At 69.6% G+C, this 22083-nt stretch carries 21 protein-coding genes and 1 pseudogene; 9 read left to right on the top strand and 13 right to left on the bottom strand.

The features are described 5' to 3' along the window. Nucleotides 1–312: 312 nt before the first annotated feature. On the top strand, nucleotides 313–2049 hold the full coding sequence (locus tag PV963_RS34345; RefSeq protein WP_274820353.1) for a hypothetical protein: 1737 nt from the start codon (nucleotides 313–315) through the stop codon (nucleotides 2047–2049). Between the two features lie 16 nt (nucleotides 2050–2065). Here the strand turns inward: PV963_RS34345 and PV963_RS34340 are convergent, their stop codons facing one another. Further along, a complete protein-coding gene (locus tag PV963_RS34340; RefSeq protein WP_274820352.1) occupies nucleotides 2066–2503 on the bottom strand; it encodes a GNAT family N-acetyltransferase in 438 nt (145 codons plus the stop codon). 345 nt (nucleotides 2504–2848) lie between these two features. On the opposite strand from PV963_RS34340, the gene ctaD reads away from it, so the two are divergent. After that, nucleotides 2849–4561 carry a cytochrome c oxidase subunit I gene (gene ctaD, locus PV963_RS34335; RefSeq protein WP_274820351.1) on the top strand — a complete coding sequence of 571 codons (1713 nt, stop codon included), beginning with the start codon at nucleotides 2849–2851 and terminating at the stop codon, nucleotides 4559–4561. Then, nucleotides 4558–4932, top strand: a complete 375-nt coding sequence (locus tag PV963_RS34330) for a hypothetical protein (RefSeq protein WP_274820350.1) — start codon at nucleotides 4558–4560, stop codon at nucleotides 4930–4932. Before ctaD ends, PV963_RS34330 begins: the two co-directional genes overlap by 4 nt. Here the strand turns inward: PV963_RS34330 and PV963_RS34325 are convergent. After that, complete coding sequence (locus PV963_RS34325; protein WP_274820349.1) at nucleotides 4922–6232, bottom strand: phosphatase PAP2 family protein; 1311 nt, start codon at nucleotides 6230–6232, stop codon at nucleotides 4922–4924. The two genes, PV963_RS34330 and PV963_RS34325, sit on opposite strands and share 11 nt — an antisense overlap. Nucleotides 6233–6502: 270 nt before the next feature. Continuing rightward, the gene (locus PV963_RS34320) at nucleotides 6503–7495 is read right to left on the bottom strand and encodes a hypothetical protein (RefSeq protein ID WP_274820348.1); all 993 of its coding nucleotides are present in this window, start codon (nucleotides 7493–7495) and stop codon (nucleotides 6503–6505) included. A gap of 143 nt (nucleotides 7496–7638) precedes the next feature. On the opposite strand from PV963_RS34320, the gene PV963_RS34315 reads away from it, so the two are divergent. Beyond that, nucleotides 7639–7779 carry a hypothetical protein gene (locus PV963_RS34315; RefSeq protein ID WP_425540969.1) on the top strand — a complete coding sequence of 47 codons (141 nt, stop codon included), beginning with the start codon at nucleotides 7639–7641 and terminating at the stop codon, nucleotides 7777–7779. 366 nt (nucleotides 7780–8145) lie between these two features. Here PV963_RS34315 and PV963_RS34310 read toward each other — a convergent pair. Both PV963_RS34310 and PV963_RS34305 read right to left on the bottom strand, forming a co-directional pair. After that, nucleotides 8146–8376, bottom strand: a pseudogene (locus PV963_RS34310) (DUF6766 family protein); the annotation flags it as partial. 349 nt (nucleotides 8377–8725) lie between these two features. Continuing rightward, the gene (locus PV963_RS34305; RefSeq protein ID WP_274820347.1) at nucleotides 8726–9289 is read right to left on the bottom strand and encodes a hemerythrin domain-containing protein; all 564 of its coding nucleotides are present in this window, start codon (nucleotides 9287–9289) and stop codon (nucleotides 8726–8728) included. A gap of 272 nt (nucleotides 9290–9561) precedes the next feature. On the opposite strand from PV963_RS34305, the gene PV963_RS34300 reads away from it, so the two are divergent. Both PV963_RS34300 and PV963_RS34295 read left to right on the top strand, forming a co-directional pair. Then, a complete protein-coding gene (locus tag PV963_RS34300; RefSeq protein WP_274820346.1) occupies nucleotides 9562–9822 on the top strand; it encodes a GlsB/YeaQ/YmgE family stress response membrane protein in 261 nt (86 codons plus the stop codon). Between the two features lie 693 nt (nucleotides 9823–10515). Beyond that, nucleotides 10516–10638, top strand: coding sequence for a hypothetical protein (locus PV963_RS34295; RefSeq protein ID WP_274820345.1), 123 nt, complete (start codon nucleotides 10516–10518; stop codon nucleotides 10636–10638). Nucleotides 10639–10720: 82 nt separating this feature from the next. On the opposite strand, the gene PV963_RS34290 is transcribed toward PV963_RS34295, so the two are convergent. The 7 genes from PV963_RS34290 to PV963_RS34260 all read right to left on the bottom strand — a co-directional run bounded on the left by PV963_RS34290 (nucleotide 10721) and on the right by PV963_RS34260 (nucleotide 18573). Then, nucleotides 10721–12352: a DHA2 family efflux MFS transporter permease subunit gene (locus PV963_RS34290; RefSeq protein ID WP_274820344.1), complete on the bottom strand. Its 1632-nt coding sequence runs from the start codon at nucleotides 12350–12352 to the stop codon at nucleotides 10721–10723. A 733-nt stretch (nucleotides 12353–13085) separates the two neighbouring features. Next, on the bottom strand, nucleotides 13086–13613 hold the full coding sequence (locus PV963_RS34285; RefSeq protein ID WP_274820343.1) for a MarR family winged helix-turn-helix transcriptional regulator: 528 nt from the start codon (nucleotides 13611–13613) through the stop codon (nucleotides 13086–13088). 333 nt (nucleotides 13614–13946) lie between these two features. Next, entirely contained in the window at nucleotides 13947–14714 is a 768-nt protein-coding gene (locus PV963_RS34280; protein WP_274820342.1) for a glucose 1-dehydrogenase, read from the bottom strand. A 154-nt stretch (nucleotides 14715–14868) separates the two neighbouring features. Then, nucleotides 14869–16140: an MFS transporter gene (locus tag PV963_RS34275; RefSeq protein WP_274820341.1), complete on the bottom strand. Its 1272-nt coding sequence runs from the start codon at nucleotides 16138–16140 to the stop codon at nucleotides 14869–14871. Nucleotides 16141–16238: 98 nt separating this feature from the next. Further along, entirely contained in the window at nucleotides 16239–16757 is a 519-nt protein-coding gene (locus tag PV963_RS34270) for a cyclophilin-like fold protein (RefSeq protein ID WP_274820340.1), read from the bottom strand. Further along, the gene (locus PV963_RS34265) at nucleotides 16754–17437 is read right to left on the bottom strand and encodes an SDR family NAD(P)-dependent oxidoreductase (RefSeq protein ID WP_274820339.1); all 684 of its coding nucleotides are present in this window, start codon (nucleotides 17435–17437) and stop codon (nucleotides 16754–16756) included. The genes PV963_RS34270 and PV963_RS34265 overlap by 4 nt, the downstream gene beginning before the upstream one ends. 119 nt (nucleotides 17438–17556) lie before the next feature. Continuing rightward, the gene (locus PV963_RS34260; protein ID WP_274820338.1) at nucleotides 17557–18573 is read right to left on the bottom strand and encodes a zinc-dependent alcohol dehydrogenase family protein; all 1017 of its coding nucleotides are present in this window, start codon (nucleotides 18571–18573) and stop codon (nucleotides 17557–17559) included. A gap of 172 nt (nucleotides 18574–18745) precedes the next feature. Here PV963_RS34260 and PV963_RS34255 point away from each other — a divergent pair, with 172 nt between their 5' ends. After that, nucleotides 18746–19627 carry a helix-turn-helix domain-containing protein gene (locus tag PV963_RS34255; protein WP_274820337.1) on the top strand — a complete coding sequence of 294 codons (882 nt, stop codon included), beginning with the start codon at nucleotides 18746–18748 and terminating at the stop codon, nucleotides 19625–19627. Between the two features lie 113 nt (nucleotides 19628–19740). On the opposite strand, the gene PV963_RS34250 is transcribed toward PV963_RS34255, so the two are convergent. Further along, entirely contained in the window at nucleotides 19741–20037 is a 297-nt protein-coding gene (locus tag PV963_RS34250; RefSeq protein WP_274820336.1) for a hypothetical protein, read from the bottom strand. A gap of 23 nt (nucleotides 20038–20060) precedes the next feature. Between PV963_RS34250 and PV963_RS34245 the strand changes: the two genes are divergently transcribed. Further along, nucleotides 20061–20813, top strand: a complete 753-nt coding sequence (locus tag PV963_RS34245; RefSeq protein WP_274820335.1) for a glycoside hydrolase family 32 protein — start codon at nucleotides 20061–20063, stop codon at nucleotides 20811–20813. Between the two features lie 256 nt (nucleotides 20814–21069). Next, nucleotides 21070–22011, top strand: a complete 942-nt coding sequence (locus tag PV963_RS34240) for a GH32 C-terminal domain-containing protein (protein ID WP_342456442.1) — start codon at nucleotides 21070–21072, stop codon at nucleotides 22009–22011. Nucleotides 22012–22083: the final 72 nt, after the last annotated feature.

The following is a 22083-nucleotide window of genomic DNA, read 5'->3' as shown; positions in this document are numbered from 1 at the left end:
GGGCCGGTCTGAAGACGGTGCGTTCTGAAGACGGTGCGGTCTGACAAGGGTGCGGTCTGACGAGGGTGCGATCGCGTCTGCGGAGCGTGCCCGGCCGGGGAGGGGGTCTGTCTGCGGTACATCGGTACATGTCCGACGGATCGTTTCTGCGTAGCTGCCGCGCGGACGTCGCCAGGCCCTCACCATTCTCGCGCCGCTCGCGTCGTCGCTCACCTCGCCGTACACCACGTCCGCAAATTCGGCGGGATTACGACCCTGCGGCACCAGGAAGGGCAGGGGCGCTGTCAGTGGCCCGGCGTAGGGTCCGCTGCCATGAGCATCCCCGCCGTCGAGGAGTCATGGGCCCGCATCGACGCCTGGCTGGCCCGGCACGCTCCCCTCACCCACGCCACCCTGCGCCCACCCGCACCGCAGGCCGGCATCGAGGACGCCGAGCGCACGCTCGGTGTGACGTTCCACCCGGACCTGGTGGCCTCGCTGCGGTGCCACGACGGGGTGGAACTCGACGACAGCGCAGCTCAACTGTCGTACTACGGGCCGCTGTGCGGTGTCGCGGACATCGTGCGGAACACGGACTTCCTCCGAGGCATGGCAGAGGATGCCGAACACGGTGAGGACGCGCTGCCCATCACCCTGGGCATCGGACGGCGGCCCTCGGACGGCCTGCTCATCGCCTGCCGCCCCGGGCCCCGCTACGGACAGGTCGGCCGCCGCTTCGACGAGGACATGCCCTCCTTCGCGCACTGGCCCTCGCTGCGTCATGTCCTGGCCGACCTCGCGGACGCCCTGGAGGGCGGCCTCCCCTTCCTCGACCGCATCCCCCTGGCGGTGGCCGGAAAGCTGCTGTGGGAGGAGGCGCGGACCGTGCCCACCGACGCGGTCTCCCCGCTGGCGCAGGCCGCGGCACTCGCCGAGCCGGAGTCGGACCCGCCGGCCCTTCAGCGGCCGGTCTTCACGAACTTCGCCGGGAGCGCCCCGCCGCCACCTGGGCAGGAAGGGACGCAGCGACTCTTCTTCGTCCGCACCTACCGCCCGCGCCCCGCCCCGCTCCCGGACCAGCCGGACGTCGCCTTCGCCGCCGGCCTGACTCCGGCCGAGATGCTGCGCAGGCTCGGCGCGATCCCCGCCACCGTACGGCCGCGCGACCGCCGGCAGGCCCAGCGGGCGGCGGAGTCCGCGTGGGCCGCGCACCGGCCCCTGGTCCGTGCGGGCGAGACCGACCGATGGGCGTACGCCACGCTGGAGGGCGGCGCCGCGCAGTTCGCCCGGCCCGAGGTGCTGCGCGCGCTGTCCGCCGGCACGCGCGTGGCGGTCCTGACCAGACACGGCCCGGAGGTCGTTCTCACCTTCGCCGAGGACGGCGTGCCGTGTCCGCAGGAGGACACCCGGCGCGTCACGTCACCGCGCAAGAGCAACACCGCCGGCGGACCAGAGGCGCGGCGCCTCGGCGTGGACCTCTGGCCCGGCTCGACCGCCGCGTACACCCGCTTCCTGGCCGTACTGCGACAGGACTTCGGCATCGCCTACGACCCGGAGAAGGAGGGCCCGGCGGAGCTGACCAGTGCCCTGCTGCTGCCGCTCCTGGACGACCTCCCCGCCTCGGAGTGCGCATTCCCGGCACAGATACGGCACTTGGACCTGGCCGGACTGGTGGAGCACACGCCGCCGCAGCGCCTGCGCGCCGCCGTGGGGGCCCAACTGTCGCGCCTGGCATCGGAAACGCGCCTCGACACCTACCCGGAGGTGGCCGAGGCCCTCGACCGGATCCACCGCGGCCTGCCCGTCGACTGTGACCAGGACGGCCCCCTGGGCCTGCGGATGCGCACCCTGGCCGCGGAGGTCCATGCGACCAGGGAGCTGCTGCAGCACGGCGACACCGGCCCCGTGTCCCACGAGGACCTCACCGCGTGGGTCGCACGCGACAACGCCGCCCACGCACTACGCGAGTTCCTCGGGCTCCCCCTCCCGGTCGCCGCGGCGACGATCCTCCAGCAGCGGGTCTCCCTCCACTGGCACGACGAACTCGCCGCCGACCTCGACAACGCGTGATGCCCGGGCCGCGTGCTCAGAGGTCACGTGCGCGGGCGTGCAGGTGACCTTCGAGCGGGAACGCGGGTGGCGCCGCAGGCCGCAGGGCAGACAGTTCGTATCCGCACTTCTGCGCGACGCGGCACGAGGCCGTGTTGTCCGCCTGGTGCAGCAGCTCCAGGCGGGTCAGGCCGCCGTCGGCGAAGGTGGTGAAGGCCCAGTCCGTCAGCGCCCGCAGGGCCCGGGGAGCCACGCCCCGGCCGCGCGCATGCGCCGCGGTCCAGTGACCGACCTCCGCCGACGAGGCTCCGGGGGTGACGTTCTTGAGGACCGCGTGCCCCACCAACTCACCCTCGGTGGCGTGGGCTTGGACCTCCGAGACGGCGAACGCGAAACGGTGCCCTGCTTCCCATCCGTGTCGCTGGTCCCGAACCCACCGTGCCGCTCCGGCGCGGTCGTGCACGACCGCGCTCACTCAACGGCGCAGGGCCTCGTCCCGGTGCAGGTCGACGAGGTCCGCGGCGTCGGCCGGCCTCCAGGGGCGCAGCAGGAGAGCAGGGGCCGATGCCGTGGCCGCGGCGTTCAACCGCGTGGTGATCCCGTCCGTCGGGCGAGCGTATGCCTCGGCGGCGAGACGGCATCGAAGCGCCGATCCAGACCTGGGGCCGAAAGCTCGCACACCGTCGCATGAACGGAACACCACTCGTTCGCATGAATCGCTCGGCCGTTCAGACCAGCGAAGCCCGACGTCAGAGGTCCGTGCCGCATCAGCGGGACTAGTTTCCGCCGAGTTGGACACGCACTGCCGATCGGGGAGCTCATGGCGACATATACCGAACCGGTTGCTCCGGTATCGGCGGCGGAGCGCCGCGGCCCGGGTCAGGTGATCGTCTCCTGGCTGACGACGACGGACCACAAGAAGATCGGGCACCTGTACCTGATCACGTCGTTCGTCTTCTTCCTCATCGCCGGGGCGCTGGCGATGGCCATCCGGGCCGAGCTGGCCCGGCCGGGGATCCAGTGGCTGTCCAACGAGCAGTACAACCAGGCGTTCACCATGCACGGCACGATCATGCTGCTGCTGTTCGCGACGCCGACGTTCGCCGGGTTCGCCAACGCGGTCATGCCGTTGCAGATCGGCTCTCCGGACGTGGCCTTCCCGCGGCTGAACATGCTCTCGTACTGGCTGTTCCTCTTCGGTGGCCTGATCGTGCTCGGCAGCCTGCTCACCCCCCAGGGCGCCGCCGACTTCGGCTGGACCGCCTACACCCCGCTCAGCGGTGGGGAGCGCACTCCCCAGGTCGGCGGGGACCTGTGGCTCATGGGCCTGGCGCTGTCCGGGTTCGGCACCATCCTCGGCTCCGTCAACTTCATCACCACGATCATCTGTATGCGCGCCCCCGGCATGACCATGTTCCGGATGCCGATCTTCACCTGGAACGTGCTGCTCACCTCGGTGCTGGTGCTGCTGGCGTTCCCGGTGCTGGCCGCCGCGCTGCTGGTGCTGGAGGCCGACCGCCGCTTCGGGGCGCAGGTGTTCAACGCGGAGAACGGCGGCGCGGTCCTCTGGCAGCATCTGTTCTGGTTCTTCGGCCACCCCGAGGTGTACATCCTGGCCCTGCCGTTCTTCGGCGTGATCACCGAGATCATCCCCGTCTTCGCGCGTAAGCCGATCTTCGGTTACACGGGTCTGATCGGCGCCACGATCGCCATCGCCGGGCTGTCCGTGACGGTGTGGGCGCACCATATGTTCGCCACCGGCGCGGTCCTGCTGCCGTTCTTCTCCTTCATGACGTATCTGATCGCCGTGCCCACCGGCGTGAAGTTCTTCAACTGGATCGGCACCATGTGGAAGGGCTCGCTGTCCTTCGAGCCGCCGATGCTGTGGGCGGCCGGCTTCCTGGTCACGTTCCTCTTCGGCGGTCTGACCGGCGTCATCCTCGGCTCGCCGCCCCTGGACTGGCACGTCACCGACTCCTACTTCGTGATCGCGCACTTCCACTACGTGCTCTTCGGCACGATCGTGTTCGCGATGTTCGGCGGCTTCAGCTTCTGGTGGCCGAAGATGACCGGCACGATGCTGGACGACCGCATCGAGAAGATCCACTTCTGGACGCTGTTCGTCGGCTTCCACACCACGTTCCTGGTGCAGCACTGGCTGGGTGCCGAGGGCATGCCCCGCCGGTACGTCGACTACCTGGCCGCGGACGGCTTCACCTGGCTGAACACCGTCTCGTCGATCGGCGCGTTCCTGCTGGGCCTGTCCACGCTGCCGTTCCTGTACAACGTGTGGAAGACCGCTCAGCAGGGCAAGCGGGTCGAGGTCGACGACCCCTGGGGGTACGGGCGTTCCCTGGAGTGGGCGACCTCGTGTCCGCCCCCGCGGCACAACTTCGTCACCCTGCCGCGCATCCGTTCCGAATCCCCCGCCTTCGACCTGCACCATCCGGACGTGGCCGAACTGGACGAGGCGGAGAACACCGGCAAACGCGATGTCGTCGAAGCCGACGGGCACAAGGGCGAACGGCCGTGAGAGGCGCCGGCAACGAGACGCCGCACGGCGACCCTCGGCACGCGCTGGCCGACGAGGCCGAGGGCTACCTCCTCGCGCACGCCCATCGCGACCAGGCGCGACGCGAGGCGGAAGAACTCTGCGCACGCATGCCGTGGCTGACCACCGCCCAAGCCGAGGAACTCACCGGCCACTACGTCCGCCGGCGCCTCGACGTCACCCGTGAACTGCTGCACAGCACGGTCCGGCGGGCCGAGGAGCTGCGTGAGGAGTACGAGAGCCGCTACGCCGCCCTCCGGCACACCCTGCTCCGCCGCCACGCCGTCTGCGCCTGCGCCGTCCTCGCCTGCGCGGGCGCAGTGAGCGCCCTGACGGTCCTGCTCACCCGCTGACCAGTTCGTGTTCCGGTTCCGGCTGCCGGGCCGGCACTGCCTTCGTTTCCCACTGGCTGGTGGTCCGTACGTAGCCGTAGATCACCGAGGCCATCGCCAGAATGAGCAGCGGGCCGAACAGCCACGGCCGCTCGGCCATCTCCATCGGCAGATAGCGATAGGACACCAGGAGCGCGGCGAAGACCGCCACTCCGTAGGTGACCAGCTGGATTCCCGACCGGTCCCAGCCGCGTTCGAGCGAGCGCAGGGCCGCCTCGATCGTGACCGTGAACACCACGCCGGCCACGAGATCCACGCCGTAGTGGTAGCCGAATCCCAGCGTCGCGGCGAGCGTTGCGATCAGCCAGAACGTGCCCGCGTACCGCAGCACGCGCGGCCCCCTGCGGGAATGGATGAAGATCGCGGTGGCCCAAGCCGTGTGCAGGCTGGGCATGCAGTTGCGGGGGGTGATCCCGTCGTACAGCATCTCGTGCGGGGCGACGCTGATCGGTGGCGGCAGGTCCGGCCACAGGTTGGCCACCGCCCACTGCAGGCCGCCGGTGCCGGAGGCGCCCGGGCCGTAGGCGAAGACCGGGCCGACGACCGGGAAGATCATGTAGATGCCCGGCCCGAGGAGGCCGATGACCAGGAAGGTCCGCACCAGGTGGTGGCGCGGGAAGCGGCGCTCGGCGGCCACGTTGCGCAGCTGGTAGAGCGCGACGACGACCGCGGCCACCGCCAGTTGGCCGTAGACGGCTTCGAGGGCGAGGGCACCGGCCCGGCCGGTGGCCGTGACGATCCGGCCCACCAGCCACGACGGGTTGCCCAGCGCGTGGTCGGCGGTGGCCAGGTACTGGTCGAGCACCATGGGCCGGGTCTTGGAGGTGATGAGCAGCCAGGTGTCACCGGTCTTGCGGCCGGCCAGCAGCAGCAGACCCAGTCCGACGCCCTTCAGCAGCAGGACACGTTCTTGGCCGGTGCGGCGCGTGATCGCGATGACAGCAACGCCCAGAATCACCCACAACGCGCCGTTGCCGAAGGGATGGCCGCCGTCGGTCAGATCGGCGCCGACCGCCCATCGCACCACCAGGAACACGGCGTCGATACCGATCGCGACGCCGACCGCGATGAACCGTTGCCGCCGGGTGAGCACCACCATCGTCAGCGCCATGCAGGCGTACAGCAGGAAGCCCGATTTGGGGGCGACGACCACCTCTTGCACCTGGGAGGTGATCGGCCCGGGCAGCCCGAACCGGCGCGCGGCGATCTCCAAGGCGATGAGAAACCCGAGGGCCACCACGGCGGCCGTGGCCCACAGCATCGTCCGTGGTCGAGGCCATGCGGCGAGCGTGGTTCTGCGTCTTATGCGCGCTAAAATCCGCGTTGTTATAGATATCAATTGTTTTAGTCGATTTGTTAGTTGTAATGAGTATGATCGTCACGCGATCGAACATGCTATCGGAGTGACTCGCCCGCGTCTGGTGGTTTTGACCACCGGGAGGTCGACGGCGTCACGGACCCCTTCCGCACCGTCGGCACCGGCCGCCGACACCGGGACGTGCCCCCCACGGCCTTGCTCACGCCGAGCCCGTCACTTACGGGACACGCGCTTCCATCCGACATCGCGCTTCCCGCCGGCGCGTTCGTGACTCGGCGCCAAAGCCTGAGCATGAGTCGGCGGACCTGCGGTCTCAGCGACAAGCGGCCGGCAGCACTCACTCCCCTCGGGATCAGCGTTGCATTCGACTATTTTGCGAATGTGCGGATCCATGACCCATAGCTGTCTGGGATTTTGCGGGAGCCCTTCCGTGACCAGCGCCTTCCCGTCATCCTCGATCTCGGATTTCTTACCCTTCTCGTCGCTGGTGTTGTACGTGGCGAGGATTCTCCACTCGCAACGCGAGTTGAGTCGGGAGTAGGGGGTGACATTGGCGGTCACAGGTTCACTTGAACCACCCACCGACACGACCTTCTGGTTGAAGTAGGGCTTTCCCGCATCCCCTTTCTCGGAATCCTGGGGAAATTGGGCTCTGGCATCACCCAGCCCCTGCAGGGTGAACGCGATGCTCTCGATCGCACTTGCCCCGTCGGCGGGAATTCTGAGCACGGCCTGCGCCCTGGACGTGGTGCACTTCTCTTCCTTGGCCCTCATGTCGACAATTTGAACCGAGGAGTCCCGGCCGCTTGTCACGTCAAGGAAAAACGGCTGGCCATACCCGGAATCACCGGCTATTTTTTCACCAAGATCGCTGTACTGCTCGTTGAACAGACCGCCGACAGCCGGTCGAGCTCCGTGATTCGTAATGAGCTCGGTAATGCGATCCCAATCGGATTCCTCAAGGCGCAATCCCGCCAGCTCACCACTCTCCGAGGGGCTGAAAGGAGTATCAAAAACAATGTACAGCGAGTCGACCTGTTTCCACACGGCCATAACGTCTTGATATCTGACGTTCGTAGAGAACGGGGGCTTCTCGGACTGAACCCGATCCCGCGCCTCGTCTTCCGTTCTCACCTCGCGGGTTTTCCAGAACGAGCTCAGATTCGGAAACGCGGAAAAGATCACCGATGCCGCAAGCGCAACCACGGCGGCGAGAGCTGTCCACAGGACTCTTCAGGTGGTAACGGTGACGACACCTTTCCCCCTAGCAATGTCAAGCCACAGAATCGCGATCTTGATGCCGTCCTGCAACAGGTGCATCCCTACGTCCCAGTTTGAGTCATGGTGACGTGACCAGGTCAAGACGCAGGGCGCACGCGACGCTCGACGCCCAGCGCGGCGAACAGGCCCGCCAGGGCGGCAAGCCCGGTATGTCGCAGCACCTGCGCGAGGTACCCAAGACACCGATCGAGGAAGAGCTGGACCGCTGACCGGCACGGTGACCCGGAAACCCGCACTCACACGGGGAGGAGTTCCCTGTCCCGGTGAGCAAGAAGGGTGAGCAAGAAGATGGAAGGCGACGAGGCGCAGCGGCGCCGGGCGAGGGACGTGGGCGCGCAGGACCGTCCCGCACGAACCCTGCGGCCGGGCCCAACCCCAGGCCCACGAACAGTCTTCGAGGCGCTGAGCGGAGCCCAGCAGGAACACCGGGGGGAGGCCGTCCACCTGGACGAGGTGGCGCGCGCCGCGGAGAGCGAGCGACGTTTGTGACGTATCCACGGTGCGGCCGGGGCAGGGCCGACGTCGCGGAGACGGCGCTTCGCCGCTACGTCGCCGGCCCCGCGGACCACACACGCTCACCCCTCGACTCCCGTGGCGGTGTCGGAAGCGCCGACGGGCTTGGACTCCGGTGAGCCACGTTGCCTCAGGTAGATGGAGAGGACGGCCATGGAGGCGACGGCCAGCAGTTGGGACTGCCAGTTCTGCAGTGTGCGGCTCCAGAAATCCGCGGCGGACAGGTACTCCGTCCAGCCGACGGGGGCTTGCAGCCGGCGCAGTTGCTCTTCGTTGCAGGCGGCGACCCCGGTCGCTCATGCTGTCCGGCGTCCAGAGCCCGCTCGAATCGCGTCACGTGCGCGGTGACGCCGTCGCGCCGCTCGGAGGGCGTTCCGCAGGCGCCGACCGTGACCAGGACCACCACCGCCACGATGCCGGGGCCGCACCACCGACCTGACATCCCGCCTCCCGTACGGCCCTGGGCGGGAGCGGACCGCCCCCCTTCCAGCGGGCCGCGATGAGGAGAGGCAGTCGGGCCCATGACCGGCGGCCGCCTGCGGCTCTCCTCGCTCTCGCGTCCCACCTGCGCGTCAGCCCTGTCAGTCCTGCCGGTCCGTCCTGCCCGTCAGTCCTCTGTCAGTCCTCTGTCAGTCCTGTCTGTCAGTCCTGCTTTCCGCGCCCGGTGAGCGCGTCGCGCAGGCGGTCGACCATGCCGGCACCGGGCGCGAGGAGTTTGTTGGCCGGCGGGGTGTCCGGCGCGGAGGGGTGCGGGCGGGTGGGAGCGTGGTCCTTGGCCGAGCGGACCTCCTCGCCGAGCTTCGCCAGGGCATCGGCGGAACAGGCTTCGGCCAGCAACGGGAAGAGCCGGTTCTCCTCGTCGCTGACATGGGCGGTGACGGCGTTCTTCAGCCGCAGGATCAGCGTGTCGAAGCGTCCGTCGCCGGGCCGGCAGTCTTCGAGTTCCTTGAGCATGCGCTCGACTTCGCCGTGGTCGGCGATCTCCTTGTCGGCGAGGTCGTCTCCCCCGTCGACGTACCGTCGCACGGCCGGGTACAGGTACTCCTCCTCGGCCACCGAGTGCCGGATCAGCTCCATCGTGAGCCGGTCCGCCAGTACACGCCGCTGCTCGTCGGCCCCGGGCAGCGCTTCGATCCGCGCGAAGAGATCTTCCACCTCGCGGTGATCCGTGGTCAGTTCCTGGATGACGTTTCCGCCGTGTCCCATGGGTTCTCCACTCCTTGTCGTTCTGAGGCAGAGGGGACGACCGGTTCTGCCCAGCGCTCCACCGGCTCGCCACTCAGGGATACCTGCCACGCGCGGATCGGCGACCTCGTGCAGGTCCGCCACTTCACTCCGGTGGCGGACAGCGTCCGGCCGGTACCGCGAGCGCAGCCCACTCGCCCCGTCGCGTCTTGTGCGTGACGGACCACGCTTATGGCTGCCTCCGGTGGGCACACGTGTGGTGCCCGAAAGGGCAGCGAACGGAAGGAGTTGTCGTGTCGTTCCTCTGGGCGATCATCGCCGGGCTCGTCATCGGCCTGCTGGCCAAGCTCGTCGTTCCGGGACGTCAGCCCATTCCCCTGTGGCTGACGGTCATCATGGGCATCGTCGGGGCCGTCGCGGGCAACGCGCTCGCCACCGCCTTCGGTGTGCGCGACACCGGCGGTATCGACTGGATCCGCCACATCTTCCAGATCGGCATCGCAGCCGTCCTCATCGCGTTCGTCACCCCGTTGTGGGCCCGACGGCACGCATAAGTGACTGGCACGCCGGCCCTTGGCCCACTCTTGACACGTGGCCCCCTCGGCCCGCATCGCGTCTGTCGCGTCGGCACACCGCCGAAATGCCGACCCGCCTCGCACCTTCCCGCGCCGTCGCCGCCACCGGCGTACCGCGAGCTGCCGTACGTACCGGTCGCCCCAACGGCGCTTCGGGGCCCTGCAGTTGGGGACGGAGGTCGGCGCCCGGGAGCCCTCTCGGGGTCGACCGCGGCATCCACAGCGTCTTCGTGGATCCCCGACCAGTCCTACATCTTCGGCCTCAACCCGGTGATGTGGTCCCTGAGTTGTGAGGCCCTCGTCTGCGTCGCGCTGACCTTCGTGGGGCCGGCCCTCGCCGACCGGGCCTTCGCGCTCCGTGATGATCGTCGCGCTGCTGCTGCGCCGATGCACCTGGCGGGGGCCCGGTCTCCAGGTGGCGCTGGTGATCTGCGTCGTAGGTTTCCTCCTGAACCGGGAGCTGCCGCCGCCGCTCCAGCGTGCGGCCGGGAAGCGGACACCGTTCCGCGGGCCGCTCATGGTGAAAGATCTCCTTCTGCTTCTACGCCGTGCACATGCTCTTCGTGCTGAATACCCTCGGTCGCCTCAAGCCGTGGTCTCGGTTTCCTCGTCCTGTACGCCCTCGCGGCGGGGCTGGCGGCCTGGGCCCTGTACCGGTGGGTGGAGGTGCCGATGACCAGGTTCATTCGGGGGCGGCGGACGCCGCAGGGGCCACCGCCGGAGGATTCGCGCGAGCACGTCGTACCGCAGCCGAAGACCGCGCTGAGCTCGTCGGCGGACCGGCCGGGCCTCTGAACGCGTCCGGACCGGGTCCGCTCGGTCGGTCCGGGCTCCGGTCCGGTGCGCGTCGGGTCGATCCCGGCCCGGTCGCGTCCCGTCAGTGCGCACTCGGCTCCGGCTTCGGGGCCTCGTTGCTCTCCTCGGCGGCACCATCGCCGCCGGGGTTGTTCCGGGGCTTGACGAACAACGTGGCCGCGAGCGCCAGGAGGAGCAGCCCGGCACAGACGTAACTGGCCACCTCGGTCGCGTCGGCCATCGCCTGGCGTGCCGCCTCGGCTACGGACAAGGTCTCCGGATCCTTGGCGAGGGCGGGGATCACCGAACCGGCGCTGTCGGTCACGACACCGCTGAGCTCGCGAGCCTGCCCTTCGGGGATGCCGGAGCCTGTCAGGCTGTCGCGCAGGTTGGAGGTGAGCGTGGTGAAGAACAGCGTGGTCAGCACGGCGATACCGAGCGCGGCGCCGAGTTCGCGGGACGCGCTCTGGACGCCCGACCCCTGCCCGGCGCTTTCGACGGGCACGTCCACGAGCACGACGTTGGTGACCTGCGCGGTGGCGAAGCCGACACCGATGCCGTAGATGAACAGGGCGATCGCGATCAGCCACCAGGCGCTGTCGGTGGCCGCGATCAGACCCAGCATGGCCAGCCCCGCCGCCTCCAGGACCAGACCGATCCGCACCAGGGTGATCGGCGAGTTGGTCATCGAGAAGCTCGCACCGCTGGCGCAGAAGCTGCCCGCCGCGAGGGAGACGAGCGCCAGTCCTGCCTGGAAGGCGCTGTAGTCGAGGGCGAACTGCAGCCACAGCGGCATCACCGCGATGATGCCGAACTCACCGAGACCGACGACCAACGTGACGACGTTGCCGTTGCGGAACGAGGGGATGGAGAACAGCCGCACGTCCATCAGCGGCTCCTCGTTGCGTCGGCTGAGCGCCGCCTGACGGCGCCAGAAGACGAACAGGACGAGGAGGGACACGAGGAACGCGATGAAGACCGGGGAGGGGCCGCTGCTCCAGGAGAAGCCGCCGACCTCCAGCGGTTCCATGGTCTTGAGCCAGCCGTACGTACGGCCCTCGATCAGCCCGAAGGCCAGGAAGCCGAGCCCGATCGCCGACAGCACACCGCCTAAGACGTCGATGCTGCCCCGTGTACGGCGAGAGGCAGGCAGGTAGAACAGGGCACCGGCGACGATCAGTGCCACGAGCGGGATGTTGATGCCGAAGGCCCAGCGCCAGGAGAAGTCCGCGAGCCAGCCGCCCAGCAGCGGGCCGACGGCCGCCGCGGCGCTGATGGTCGAGCCCCAGAGGGCGAACGCCTGCCCTCGGGCCTTGCCGGTGAACGTCGCGTTCACCAGGGCCAGCGAGGTGGGCAGGATCATGGCCCCGCCGATTCCCTGCAGGAACCTCGCCAGGATCAGCAGGCCGCCGTTGGGCGCGACCGCTGCCACCAGGCTGGTGAGTCCGAAGACGACGAGGCCGACGAGGAAGATCTTGCGGGCGCCCTGCAGGTCGGACAGGCGCCCGGAGATCAGGAGGAGGGCCGCGAAGATGATCGCGTAGGACTCCTGAACCCACTGGGCCTCGACCGAGGTGATCTCCAAGTCCTCGATGATCGGGGCGAGGATCACGTTGACGATGGTGATGTCGACAACGATCAGAGCCACGCCCAGGGACACGGCGATCAAGCCGAGCCACTGGCGCGTGGACGGGGATTCTTCTATGGCGTCCAAAGTCCCTCCACCCTAGTGTATCTTTATGATGAAGGTAACTTTACGTGTCACGGCTTGTCAAACTCGGTAGCGGAGGGTGTCGCACAGGGGTGGCCAAAGCGATGCGGGGGCCGTTGACCGCGGCAGCAAGACACCTACCCGAGGGGCCCCACGCCCCCCCAGCAGTGCACTTCAACGGCGGGATCAACCTGCCGGACCCCGCGACGGTGATGCGGGTACTCGCCGAACAGTTCCAGATCGACACCGACGAGGACTCCGCCGTGAGCACGCGGAGCGGGATGCTGACGCTGACGTCGCGCAGGTTGTGCAGGGACGCCGTGGGTTCCGGTCGGGGTTCCCGACTTCTTCAGGCCGGCCACGTCGCCCTCGTAAATGACCCGTCCCTCGTTGAGCCCGGCGCCCGGGCCGATGTCGACCGCGAGCGAGGACTTGCCCGAGCCGGAGACTCCGGTGAAGACGACGAGGTTCCTCTTGGGGATGTCGAGGTCGACACCGGTCAGGTTGTCCTCGCGGCTCCCCGGACCCGGATCACCTGGACCAAGTCCGCCGGGGCCCCGGCCGCACGTGCCGATGCATTCGATGAGCTCACCCTGTCATCCGTTCCTTGTGCAGGTGTGCGACATGGAGGGTGGCGTGCATGCGGCCCCGGTGCGGGCAGTGCGGCCGGTGCGCCGTTCGGCCGCAGCCGACCCTGCCGCCGGCCTGCGCCTGGCGCGGGCCCAGGCGTGCCGGGTCAGGCCTTGCCGTGCGCGCGGGGCCCGTTCGGGCGGCGCTCGTCGTACTCGTTGGCGAGCAGGTGGTCCATGGTTTCGCGGAGTTGGGCGATGAAGTCCTCGAACTGCTTCAGCTGTGCGGGGGTGTACTGCGCCATGGCCTCGGCCATGCGCTCGGAGTAAGGGCCGAAGAACTCCTCGGCCCGCGGCCTGATGTCGGGGCTGCTGCGCAGCGTGACGATCCGGCGGTCGGTGTGCTCCCGGGTGCGGATGATGTGTCCGGCCGTCTCCAGGCGGTTCAGCAGGGTCGCGGTCGCGCCGGAGGAGAGGGAGATGCGCTCGCTCAGCCGGGCGGGGGACAGCGGAGCACCCTGGTCCTCCGCATAGAGGATCTCGGCCAGGGCGGCGGCGTCGGTGGAGTGCAGCCCGAGCCAGCTCGCGAAACGCTGCGTGAACTCGGTGTAGTTCGCTCCGAACGCTCGGAGCCCGTCCATGAGGCGGTCACGCTGGGCCTCAAGTGCGCCGGACTCCGTTTCCTCCATCGACATGCTCCGCTTCCCGATCTGCCTGGGTGACCCATTCCGTCACCGGGTTTGACAACTACCCGAGAGAAAATTACCGAAGACGCGAGCTCTGATTCTCACCAACCACTGGCGATCCACAACGGTACGCCGGGCCCTGAACATGGGGTTCGGCGGATTCCTGCTCAGGGACTCACCCCCGGAGAACCTCGTCAGCGCGGTCCGCGAGCTGTCAGCCGGGCGCCGGGTGATCGACGCGGATCTGGCCGTATCCGCTTGGAAGGCGCCGTCACAGTGAAAAAGGCGCCGGAGATCTCCGGGGTCTGGGTCAGTCAAGTCTCCTCCGTGCGTGGGCTGTCCCTAGCGGGCGACGTAGCCGCCGTCCACGGGGAGGGCGACGCCGATGACGAAACCCGCTCCTGGGCTGCACAGCCACAGGACCGCCTGGGCGATTTCCTCGGCGGTGCCGAGCCGGTTGACGGGCTGGTTGGCCTCGGCCTCGGCGCGGTCGAGCTCCCCCTTGGCGATCATGCCGCTGACCATGGGGGTGTCGATGGTGCCGGGGCACACGGCGTTGATGCGGATGCCGCGGGGGGTGTATTCGAGGGCCGCACTGGTGGTCAGGCCGATGACTCCGTGTTTGGAGGCGTGGTACGAGGCGCGGCCGGGGAGACCGACGAGGCCGCCGAGCGAGGAGCAGTTGACGATGGCGCCGCTGCCCTGCGCACGCATGTGCCGCAGCTCGTGCTTCATGCAGGCCCACACGCCGCGGAGGTTGACGGCGTTGACGCGGTCGAACCGTTCGGCGGGTTCGTCGGCGGCGTCGCTGGGCGGAATCTGGATGCCGGCGTTGTTGTAGGCCATGTCGAGGCGGCCGAACGTCGCGGCCGTGCGGTCGACCGCGGCCGCGACCTGGTCCTCGTCGCTGACGTCACAGGTGAGGGCGAGGACTTGGTGGCCGGCGTCGGTGAGTTCCCTCGCGGCTGCGGTCAGGGCCGCTTCGTCGATGTCGGTGAGGGCGACGGCGGCTCCGGACGCGGCGAACGCGCGAGCGGTGGCCAGGCCCATACCGGCGCCGGCCCCGGTGACGAGGGCGGCCTGGCCGTTGAAGTCGTAGGTGGGGTTCACGTCGTGGTCTCCGTTCGAGTGCAGAGGTGTGGCGGCACGACTGGTATCGGGGCGGCTGCCTGGATGGGCTGCGGCGGCACGGCGCCTTGCCGCGCCGCCGTCAGCTCCGGTCAGGCAGCCGCCGATGACGCGGTCCCGCTAGTCCTTCGGGATGTCAGCGGCCGGCCCTACGGGCTGCTCGACCCGGCGTTGTCGAAGGCGGCGTCCGCCGTTGCGTGGGAGCGCTGCTCCGGGCCACGATCCGGCCCTTGCGGGAAGGGGCGTGGACGGCGAGGGCGATCAGCGGGAGCAGGGTGAGGGCGGCGAGGACGGTGCCGACCAGGGGCGGGCCGGTCAGGCCGAGGGAGGAGTCCAGGGCCGTACCGGCGATCGCCGAACCGGCGGCGATGCCGGTGTTGAAGGCGGAGGTGGTCAGCGCCGAGGTGAGGGTGGGGGCATCGCCCGCGAAGCGCATGGCGAGGGCGGTGACAACCGGGTTGACGGTGAAGCCGGTCAGGCCCATGAGGAAGACGAGGAGGGTGGCTGTCACCGGGTTGCCGGACAGCGGGATCATCAGGAACAGGACCAGGGCGGTGGCCGCGGCGGCCGTGATGGTGGTGACCGTCGGACGTCGGTCGCCCAGGCGGCCGCCCGTGGTGGTGCCGCCCAGGGCGCCGACGCCGAAGGCGACTAGGACGAACGGTACGGCGCCTGCGGGGATGCCCGCGCGGTCGGTCAGCAGCGGCGTGACATAGGTGTACGTCGCCAGGACACCACCCATGGTCAGCATCGCGGCGGCGAGTGCCAGCCACAGCCGGCCCTGGCGCAGAGCCCGGACCTCGGCCCGGAGGGGCACCTCGACGCGCCGCTCCTGGGCCGGGATGAAGCGGCCGATGAACACGGCGGCGAGCCCGGAGAGGACGGCCAGGGCCCAGAAGGGGCCGCGCCAGCCGGTGAACTGCCCGGCGAAGGAGCCGATCGGCACGCCGACGACGTTGGCCAGGGTCAGGCCGCCGATCACGACGCCCGTGGCGCGGGTGGCGCTGTGCGGGCCTGCGGCGGCGGTGGCGACGACGAAGCCGACGGACCAGAACGCTCCGGTGGCCAGGGCCGTGACGACGCGGGCGAGGAGGACGATCGTGAACGATGTGCTGAGGGCCGCGACCAGATGCCCGAGGCAGAACACGGACAGGGCAAGGATCAGCGTCCGGCGCTGAGGGAGGCGCAGGGTCGCCATGGCCATGGTCGGCGCGCCGACGATCATGCCGACGGCGAAGGCGGTGATCAGCAGGCCGGCGTCGGAGACGCTGACGCCGAGGTCACGGGCGAGCTCCGGCAGCAGACCGGCGACGACGAACTCGGTGGTCCCCATCAGGAACGTGCCGGCGGCGAGCACCCAGACGACGAAGGGCAGCTTGCCGGGGGTGGTCCCGGATGCGGAAGGCATACGTGTGGTCTCTCCTTGCGTGGAAATCGGCGGATCAGAGAGCATCTCCTCCCCCTTTCTTGCGGGGGCGGCCCCTGAGGGACGAGCGGTGGAGCGGGTCAGGGCGCGGCCTCGACGGTGATCTCGTCGGCGGTGGCGAGCTGCTCGGTGCCGCCGTCGGACATGTGCCCGACGGGGACCAGGCCGGCCGCGTAGGGGGCGTCGCGGTAGTAGGTGGCGAGCTGGTTCCAGGGCGCGTAGTACGCCAGGTCTCCGGCCTTGGGGTCGGCTCCTTCCGGGGCGCCGGAGGTGGACAGCTTTCGGGGCAGGTCGGCGATCTTCTCGGCTTGGTGGAAGTCGCGCAGGGACAGGGTGAGGGGCAGCTGGGCTGCGAAGTCGCGGGCTGTGGCGCTGTCGTTCAGAGTGGCGGCGATGTGGTGGCCGTTGAGGGTGAGCCGGATGTTCATGGCGGTTGTCCTGCCGGGTGAGGTGGTGGCGGCCGGGGCTGTCGAAGCCTGCGGCGACGCCGGCCCGGAAAGGGAGGAGGAAGGGGAATCCCGGGTGCAGGCGGTCGCGACCAGCAGCAGGGCGGCGGCCGGGGCCACCCGGGCGAGAGCGCGAAGGGCGGCGGGGCTCACTGGGTCTCCAGTGGCTGGTCGGGCAGGGGCTCGGAGTAGTGGCGGAAGCCGTCCCGCTGCTGGTGGATGTCGTACAGTCGCCGCGCCAGCACCTCGGGGCTGTTGTGCTCGGCGTCGGGCCGGATGGCTCCGGGGATGATCAGCTGGGCGGCGTGGATGTTCTCCGGGGCGAGCGCGTGGTGCAGCATGCGGGCGTAGGCGCTCTCGGCGGCGAAGGCGATCGAGGTTCCGGCGACCTTTGTGTTGGGTCGTGCGGCGCTGGAGCCGTTGACGAACAGCAAGGTGCCGCGGCCGAGTTCGCGCATGCCGGGCAGGACGGCGTTCACACAGGTGACGGGGCCCTTGACGGAGAAGGCGAGCGGGGCGTCGAGGTCGTCGGCACTCGTGTCGAGGACCGGCTTCATGAAGTCGGCGCGCGGCACCGGGCTGTACTGGAGGATCTCGATGGGTCCCAGGTCGGCGGCAGCCGCGTACAGGGCCGCGGTCAGCGACTCGACGTCGAGGACATCGGCGACGAAGCCGCGGGCCCGGATGTCGTCACGGGCGAGGTCGGCCGTCAAGCCGTCCAGCTTCTCCGCGTTGCGGGCGATGAGGGCGACGGTGTGGCCGGCCGCTCCGAAGCGGCGGGCGGTGGCAAGCCCGAGGCCCGGCCCGGCGCCGACGAGGGCGAAGGTGGTCATGGTCAGTCCTTGCGTGAGCGGGGGTGTTTCCCGGTCCGTGGCCGCACCGTCTGGGTGCGGCCCCGGGTGCGGGCGCGTTTGTGACGTGATTGCGGACGCGATTGCGGACGCGTTTGTGGTCAGGGCTTGAGGAGAGCCTTGATGGCACGGCGCTCGTCCATCGCCCGGTAGCCCTCGGCGACCTGCTCAAGGGGCAGTATGAGGTCGAAGACCTTGCCCGGGTCGATCCGGCCGGACAGGACGCGGTCGATCAGGTCGGGCAGGTAACGGCGGACGGGCGCGGGGCCGCCGCGCAGGCCGACGTGGGAGAAGAACAGCTCCACGCCGTCGACCTGCACGTCGTGCGGGACGCCGACGAAGCCGACGTTGCCGCCGGGCCGGGCGGAGTGCAGGGCCTGCCGCATGGCCTCGGGCGTGCCGACGCACTCCAGCACGGAGTCCGCGCCGATGCCGCCGGTCAGGTCCTTGACGCGGGCGACGCCTTCCTCGCCGCGTTCACCGACGATGTCGGTGGCCCCGAACTCGACGGCGAGCTTCTGCCGGGACTCATGACGGCTCATGGCGATGATCCGCTCGGCGCCGAGCTCGCGCGCGGCGATGACCCCGCACAGGCCGACCGCTCCGTCGCCGACGACCACGGCCGTCGATCCGGGCCTCACTTCGGCGGCGAGGGCGGCGTACCAACCGGTGCCCATCACATCGGAGACGGCGAGCAGGCTCGGCACGAACTCGCCGTCCGGGTGCCCGTCGGTGGCGACGAGGGTGCCGTGCGCGTTGGGGATGCGGACGTAGTCGGCCTGGCAGGTGCTCATGAACTCGCGGTGGAGGCAGTTCGATTGCCAGCCGTTACGGCAGTTGGCGCAGGTGTTGTCCGAGGTGGCGAAGGAGCCGACGACGAACTGGCCGGGCTGGACGCCCGCGACCTCGCTGCCCACCTCCTCCACGATGCCGACGTACTCGTGCCCCATCGGATGCGGATCGCCGATGGGTTCCGCGCCGCGGTAGGGCCACAGGTCCGAGCCGCACACGCAGGTGGCGACCGTCCGGATCACCGCGTCGGTCGGGTTGATGATCTCCGGATCGTCGAGGTTCTCGAAGCGCACGTCGCCGGGGGCGTGGATGACTGCTCCGCGCATGGGGGTGCTTCCTTCGGTGCGAGGGTCGGTGTGCCGCAACCGGGGTCAGGTTTCGGCTGCGTGATACCGAGCCTCATACGCGAGAGCAGGCGCGAAAAGCGGAGAAATCCATCCCGGGAAGGAAACATCCTGGGAGTGAATTCTCCCCCCTTTCCCGGGTGGAATCGATGTCATGCTGGGAAGCATGACCGCCAATGTCCCCCTCAATGAGCTGGGAGAATTCCTCAAGAAGCGACGTGCGGAGCTGAGCCCGCGCATGGTCGGACTGCCGGAGACGGACAGGCCTCGGCGAGTGGCCGGGCTGCGCCGCGAGGAGGTCGCCCAGCTGGCCAGCATCAGCACCGACTACTACACCCGGCTCGAGCAGGGCCGCATGCAGGCATCGGCGCCCGTGCTCGATGTCCTCGCCCGCGTCCTCCATCTGGACGACGACGAGCGCGGCTACCTCTTCCAGCTCGCGGGCAAGACCACCACCCGCACACAGCGGCGCGGCCGGCAGAAGGTCCAGCCGCAGCTGCAGCGGGTCCTGGACGACCTCACTGCCACCCCGGCCATCGTGCAGGGCAGGCGCGGGGACATCCTGGCCTGGAACGCCCTGGCCGCCGCCCTGGTCACCGACTTCTCCCGGCTTCCGGAAAAGCACCGCAACTACCCGCGGATCATCTTCACGGATCCGGCCATGCGCACCCTGTACGCCGACTGGGAGACCTCGGCGCAGATCTCCGTGGCCCAGCTGCGGATGGAGGCCGCGAAGTATCCCGAGGACCCCCGCCTGATCGAACTGGTCGGTGAACTGTCCATGCGGGACAAGCAGTTCGCCCGCTGGTGGGGCGATCACCGGGTCGCGGCCCGCACCGTGGGCACGAAGGCCCTCAACCATCCGGTCGTCGGCGAACTCGTCCTGGACTGGGACACCCTCACCGCCAACACCGACCCCGACCAGAATCTGACCGTCTGGACGGCCGCCCCCGGCTCCCCCACCCACGAACGTCTACGCATCCTCGCCTCCTGGGCCGCCGACCAGAACCTGCCGGCCTCCTCCCCCCTCACCTGACCGACTGGTCGCCGACCAGAGGTGGCCTTGCCTGCCGCAGTGATGCGGCCAGGGCGATGCCCGCCACTGCTCGCTGTGTGGGCTTCATACAGGCGGTTTCCGCAGCCGTGCGGTCAGGCAGCCCGTGTGGTGAGGGTCGCGGCGGCGCCGGCGGGCAGTCGGTAGCTGTACGTCGTGCCGCCCCACGGGACGTCGAACGTAGCGGCTCCGCTGCCGGAGTTGTACGTCACCTGCAGCTTGGTACCGTCGGGCAGGGTCGCGTTCTTGCGCTGGAGGCCGGCGCTCGTGGCCGGGGGCGACGTGGTCTTGCCGTCGGGGGTGAGGACGGAGACGTCGTGGATGGACCACCAGCTGCCGGAGCTTGCCTTGTTGACCACTCGGATGTAGCGGGCGGTGGTGGTGGGCAGCAAGATCCGGCTGATGGACGGGCACGATGTGGGAGTGCGTCGACCTCTTCGGCATCGACGGCGCCAACGTCCTGGTCTTCGCCGCCTGGGACGAGGGCACCACCCACCACCCCCTGTACTGGACCGGCCGCTACCAGGGCGACACCTTCACCCCGACCGCCCTCCACCGCCTCGACTACGGCGGCCGCTACTTCTACGCCCCCCAGTCCACCCGTGACGAGCACGGCCGCCGCATCATGCTCGGCTGGCTCCAGGAGGGCCGGACGGACGAGGCGAACGCGCAGGCCGGCTGGTGCGGTGTGATGTCCCTGCCGAGGGTCGTCACGCTCGCCGCGGACGGCTGCCTGCACCAGGCCCCGGTGCCGGAGCTGACCGAGCTGCGGCGGGAGCGCGTAGAGGTGGCTCCGGGCCGGCTGGCCGACCCGTACACCCGGTTGCCCGCCGTGCGCGGGGACCAGCTGGACATCGAGGCGACCCTGAGTCTCGCTCCCGGAGCGACCGCCCGGCTCGTGGTCCGCGAGACACCGGACGGCGCGGAACGCACGGTCGTGGAGGTGAGCAGGGCGCACGACGGAGTGAGCGGCACCCTCCGCCTGCACCGCGAGACCAGCAGCCTCGACCCGACGGTCGACACCGAACCCCGTTACGGCGAACTGCCGTTGGACCCCGACGGGCGGGTCGAACTGCGCCTCCTCGTCGACCACTCCGCACTGGAGATCTTCGCCAACGGGCGTGCCCTGACCGCCCGCATCTACCCACCCGCCCCGACGAGGCCGTAGGCGTCGGCATCGGTGCCGCAGGTGACGTGACCCTGGAGTGGTTCGACGCCTGGCAGATGGCGTCGGCCTTCACCGACGGACCCCGGCCGCTGTGGCCGTGACCGTCTTACACAGGGCCGCGGCCCGCGGGGTGGACGCCCCCCCCGGGCCGTGACCCCGGTCCAGGAACTGACCCCTCTGCGTACGTCCACCACGACCCGCAAGGACCTCTCCCGTAGGCCCCACCTCCGCGAACCCGCTCGCGGGCGTCACAGGCATCGCCTACGAGATCGAGGCCGAGATCGCCCTCGGCACCGCCACGGAGATCGGCTTCCGGCTCCGGGCAGACGACGACCAGCACACGACCGTCGGATACGACGCCGAGGCGAACGAACTGTTCGTCGACAGGTCGGCATCGGGCCTGAGCGACTTCACGCAGTACTTCGCGGGCCGCACGACCGCGCCGATGAAGACGACCGACGGCCGCGTGACCCTGCGCGTGTACGTCGACTCGTCATCGGTCGAGGCATTCGGCGCGCACGGACAGGCCGCAGTGACCAGCCTGATCTTCCCAACGCCGGACGCCGACGGCATGGCCTTCCACGCCAAGGGCGGCACCGCACACATCGAGTCGCTCAAGGTGCACCGGCTGGACAGCACCTACCGCCTGGTGGACCGCGTGCAGCCGTTGGCTGCCGCCCCGACCGGCGGTGAATTCCGCACAGACCTCGGCGAGTTGACGGTCACTCCCGCCGGTCACTGGTCGACGGACAGCGCGGGGCGCGCCGGAACTTTCGACAAGGACGCCACCGCCATCTCGGCGCGCACGGCGACGGATCTGGACTTCACCACCCTGGTCCGGCTCGGCAGCCCCGACCCGGACACCGGCGGCGCCCTCTCCCTCCTCTGGCGCGCCTCCTCCGACGGCACCGACGCCTACTGCCTCAACATCGACCCCGACCTACGCGTGATCCGCCTGGTCGCCAAGACCGACGGCCACTTCGACGACGCCACCGCCCTCGCCCGCGTCCCGGCCCTGGTCCGCCGCGGCACAACGTACCCGGTCCGCATCCTCACCGAGGGCGACCGCATCCAGGTGTTCCTCAACGGCGAGCGGATCATCGACGTGACGGACACGACGTACACGAGCGGACACCCCGGCCTCAACGTGTTCGGAGGGAGGGCGGCGTACCAGGACACCTACGCGAAGGAGCTGTGACCGCCGGTCATGCCGACAATGAGCGTCACTTCAGCGTCAAGGTATCGCCGGTAACGCCCACACCGCACATAA

This window comes from Streptomyces coeruleorubidus (genome assembly GCF_028885415.1).
GTDB lineage: Bacteria > Actinomycetota > Actinomycetes > Streptomycetales > Streptomycetaceae > Streptomyces > Streptomyces coeruleorubidus_A.
The sequence above is the reverse complement of the archived record's forward strand: the minus strand, read 5'-3'. Positions and strand labels throughout refer to the sequence as shown.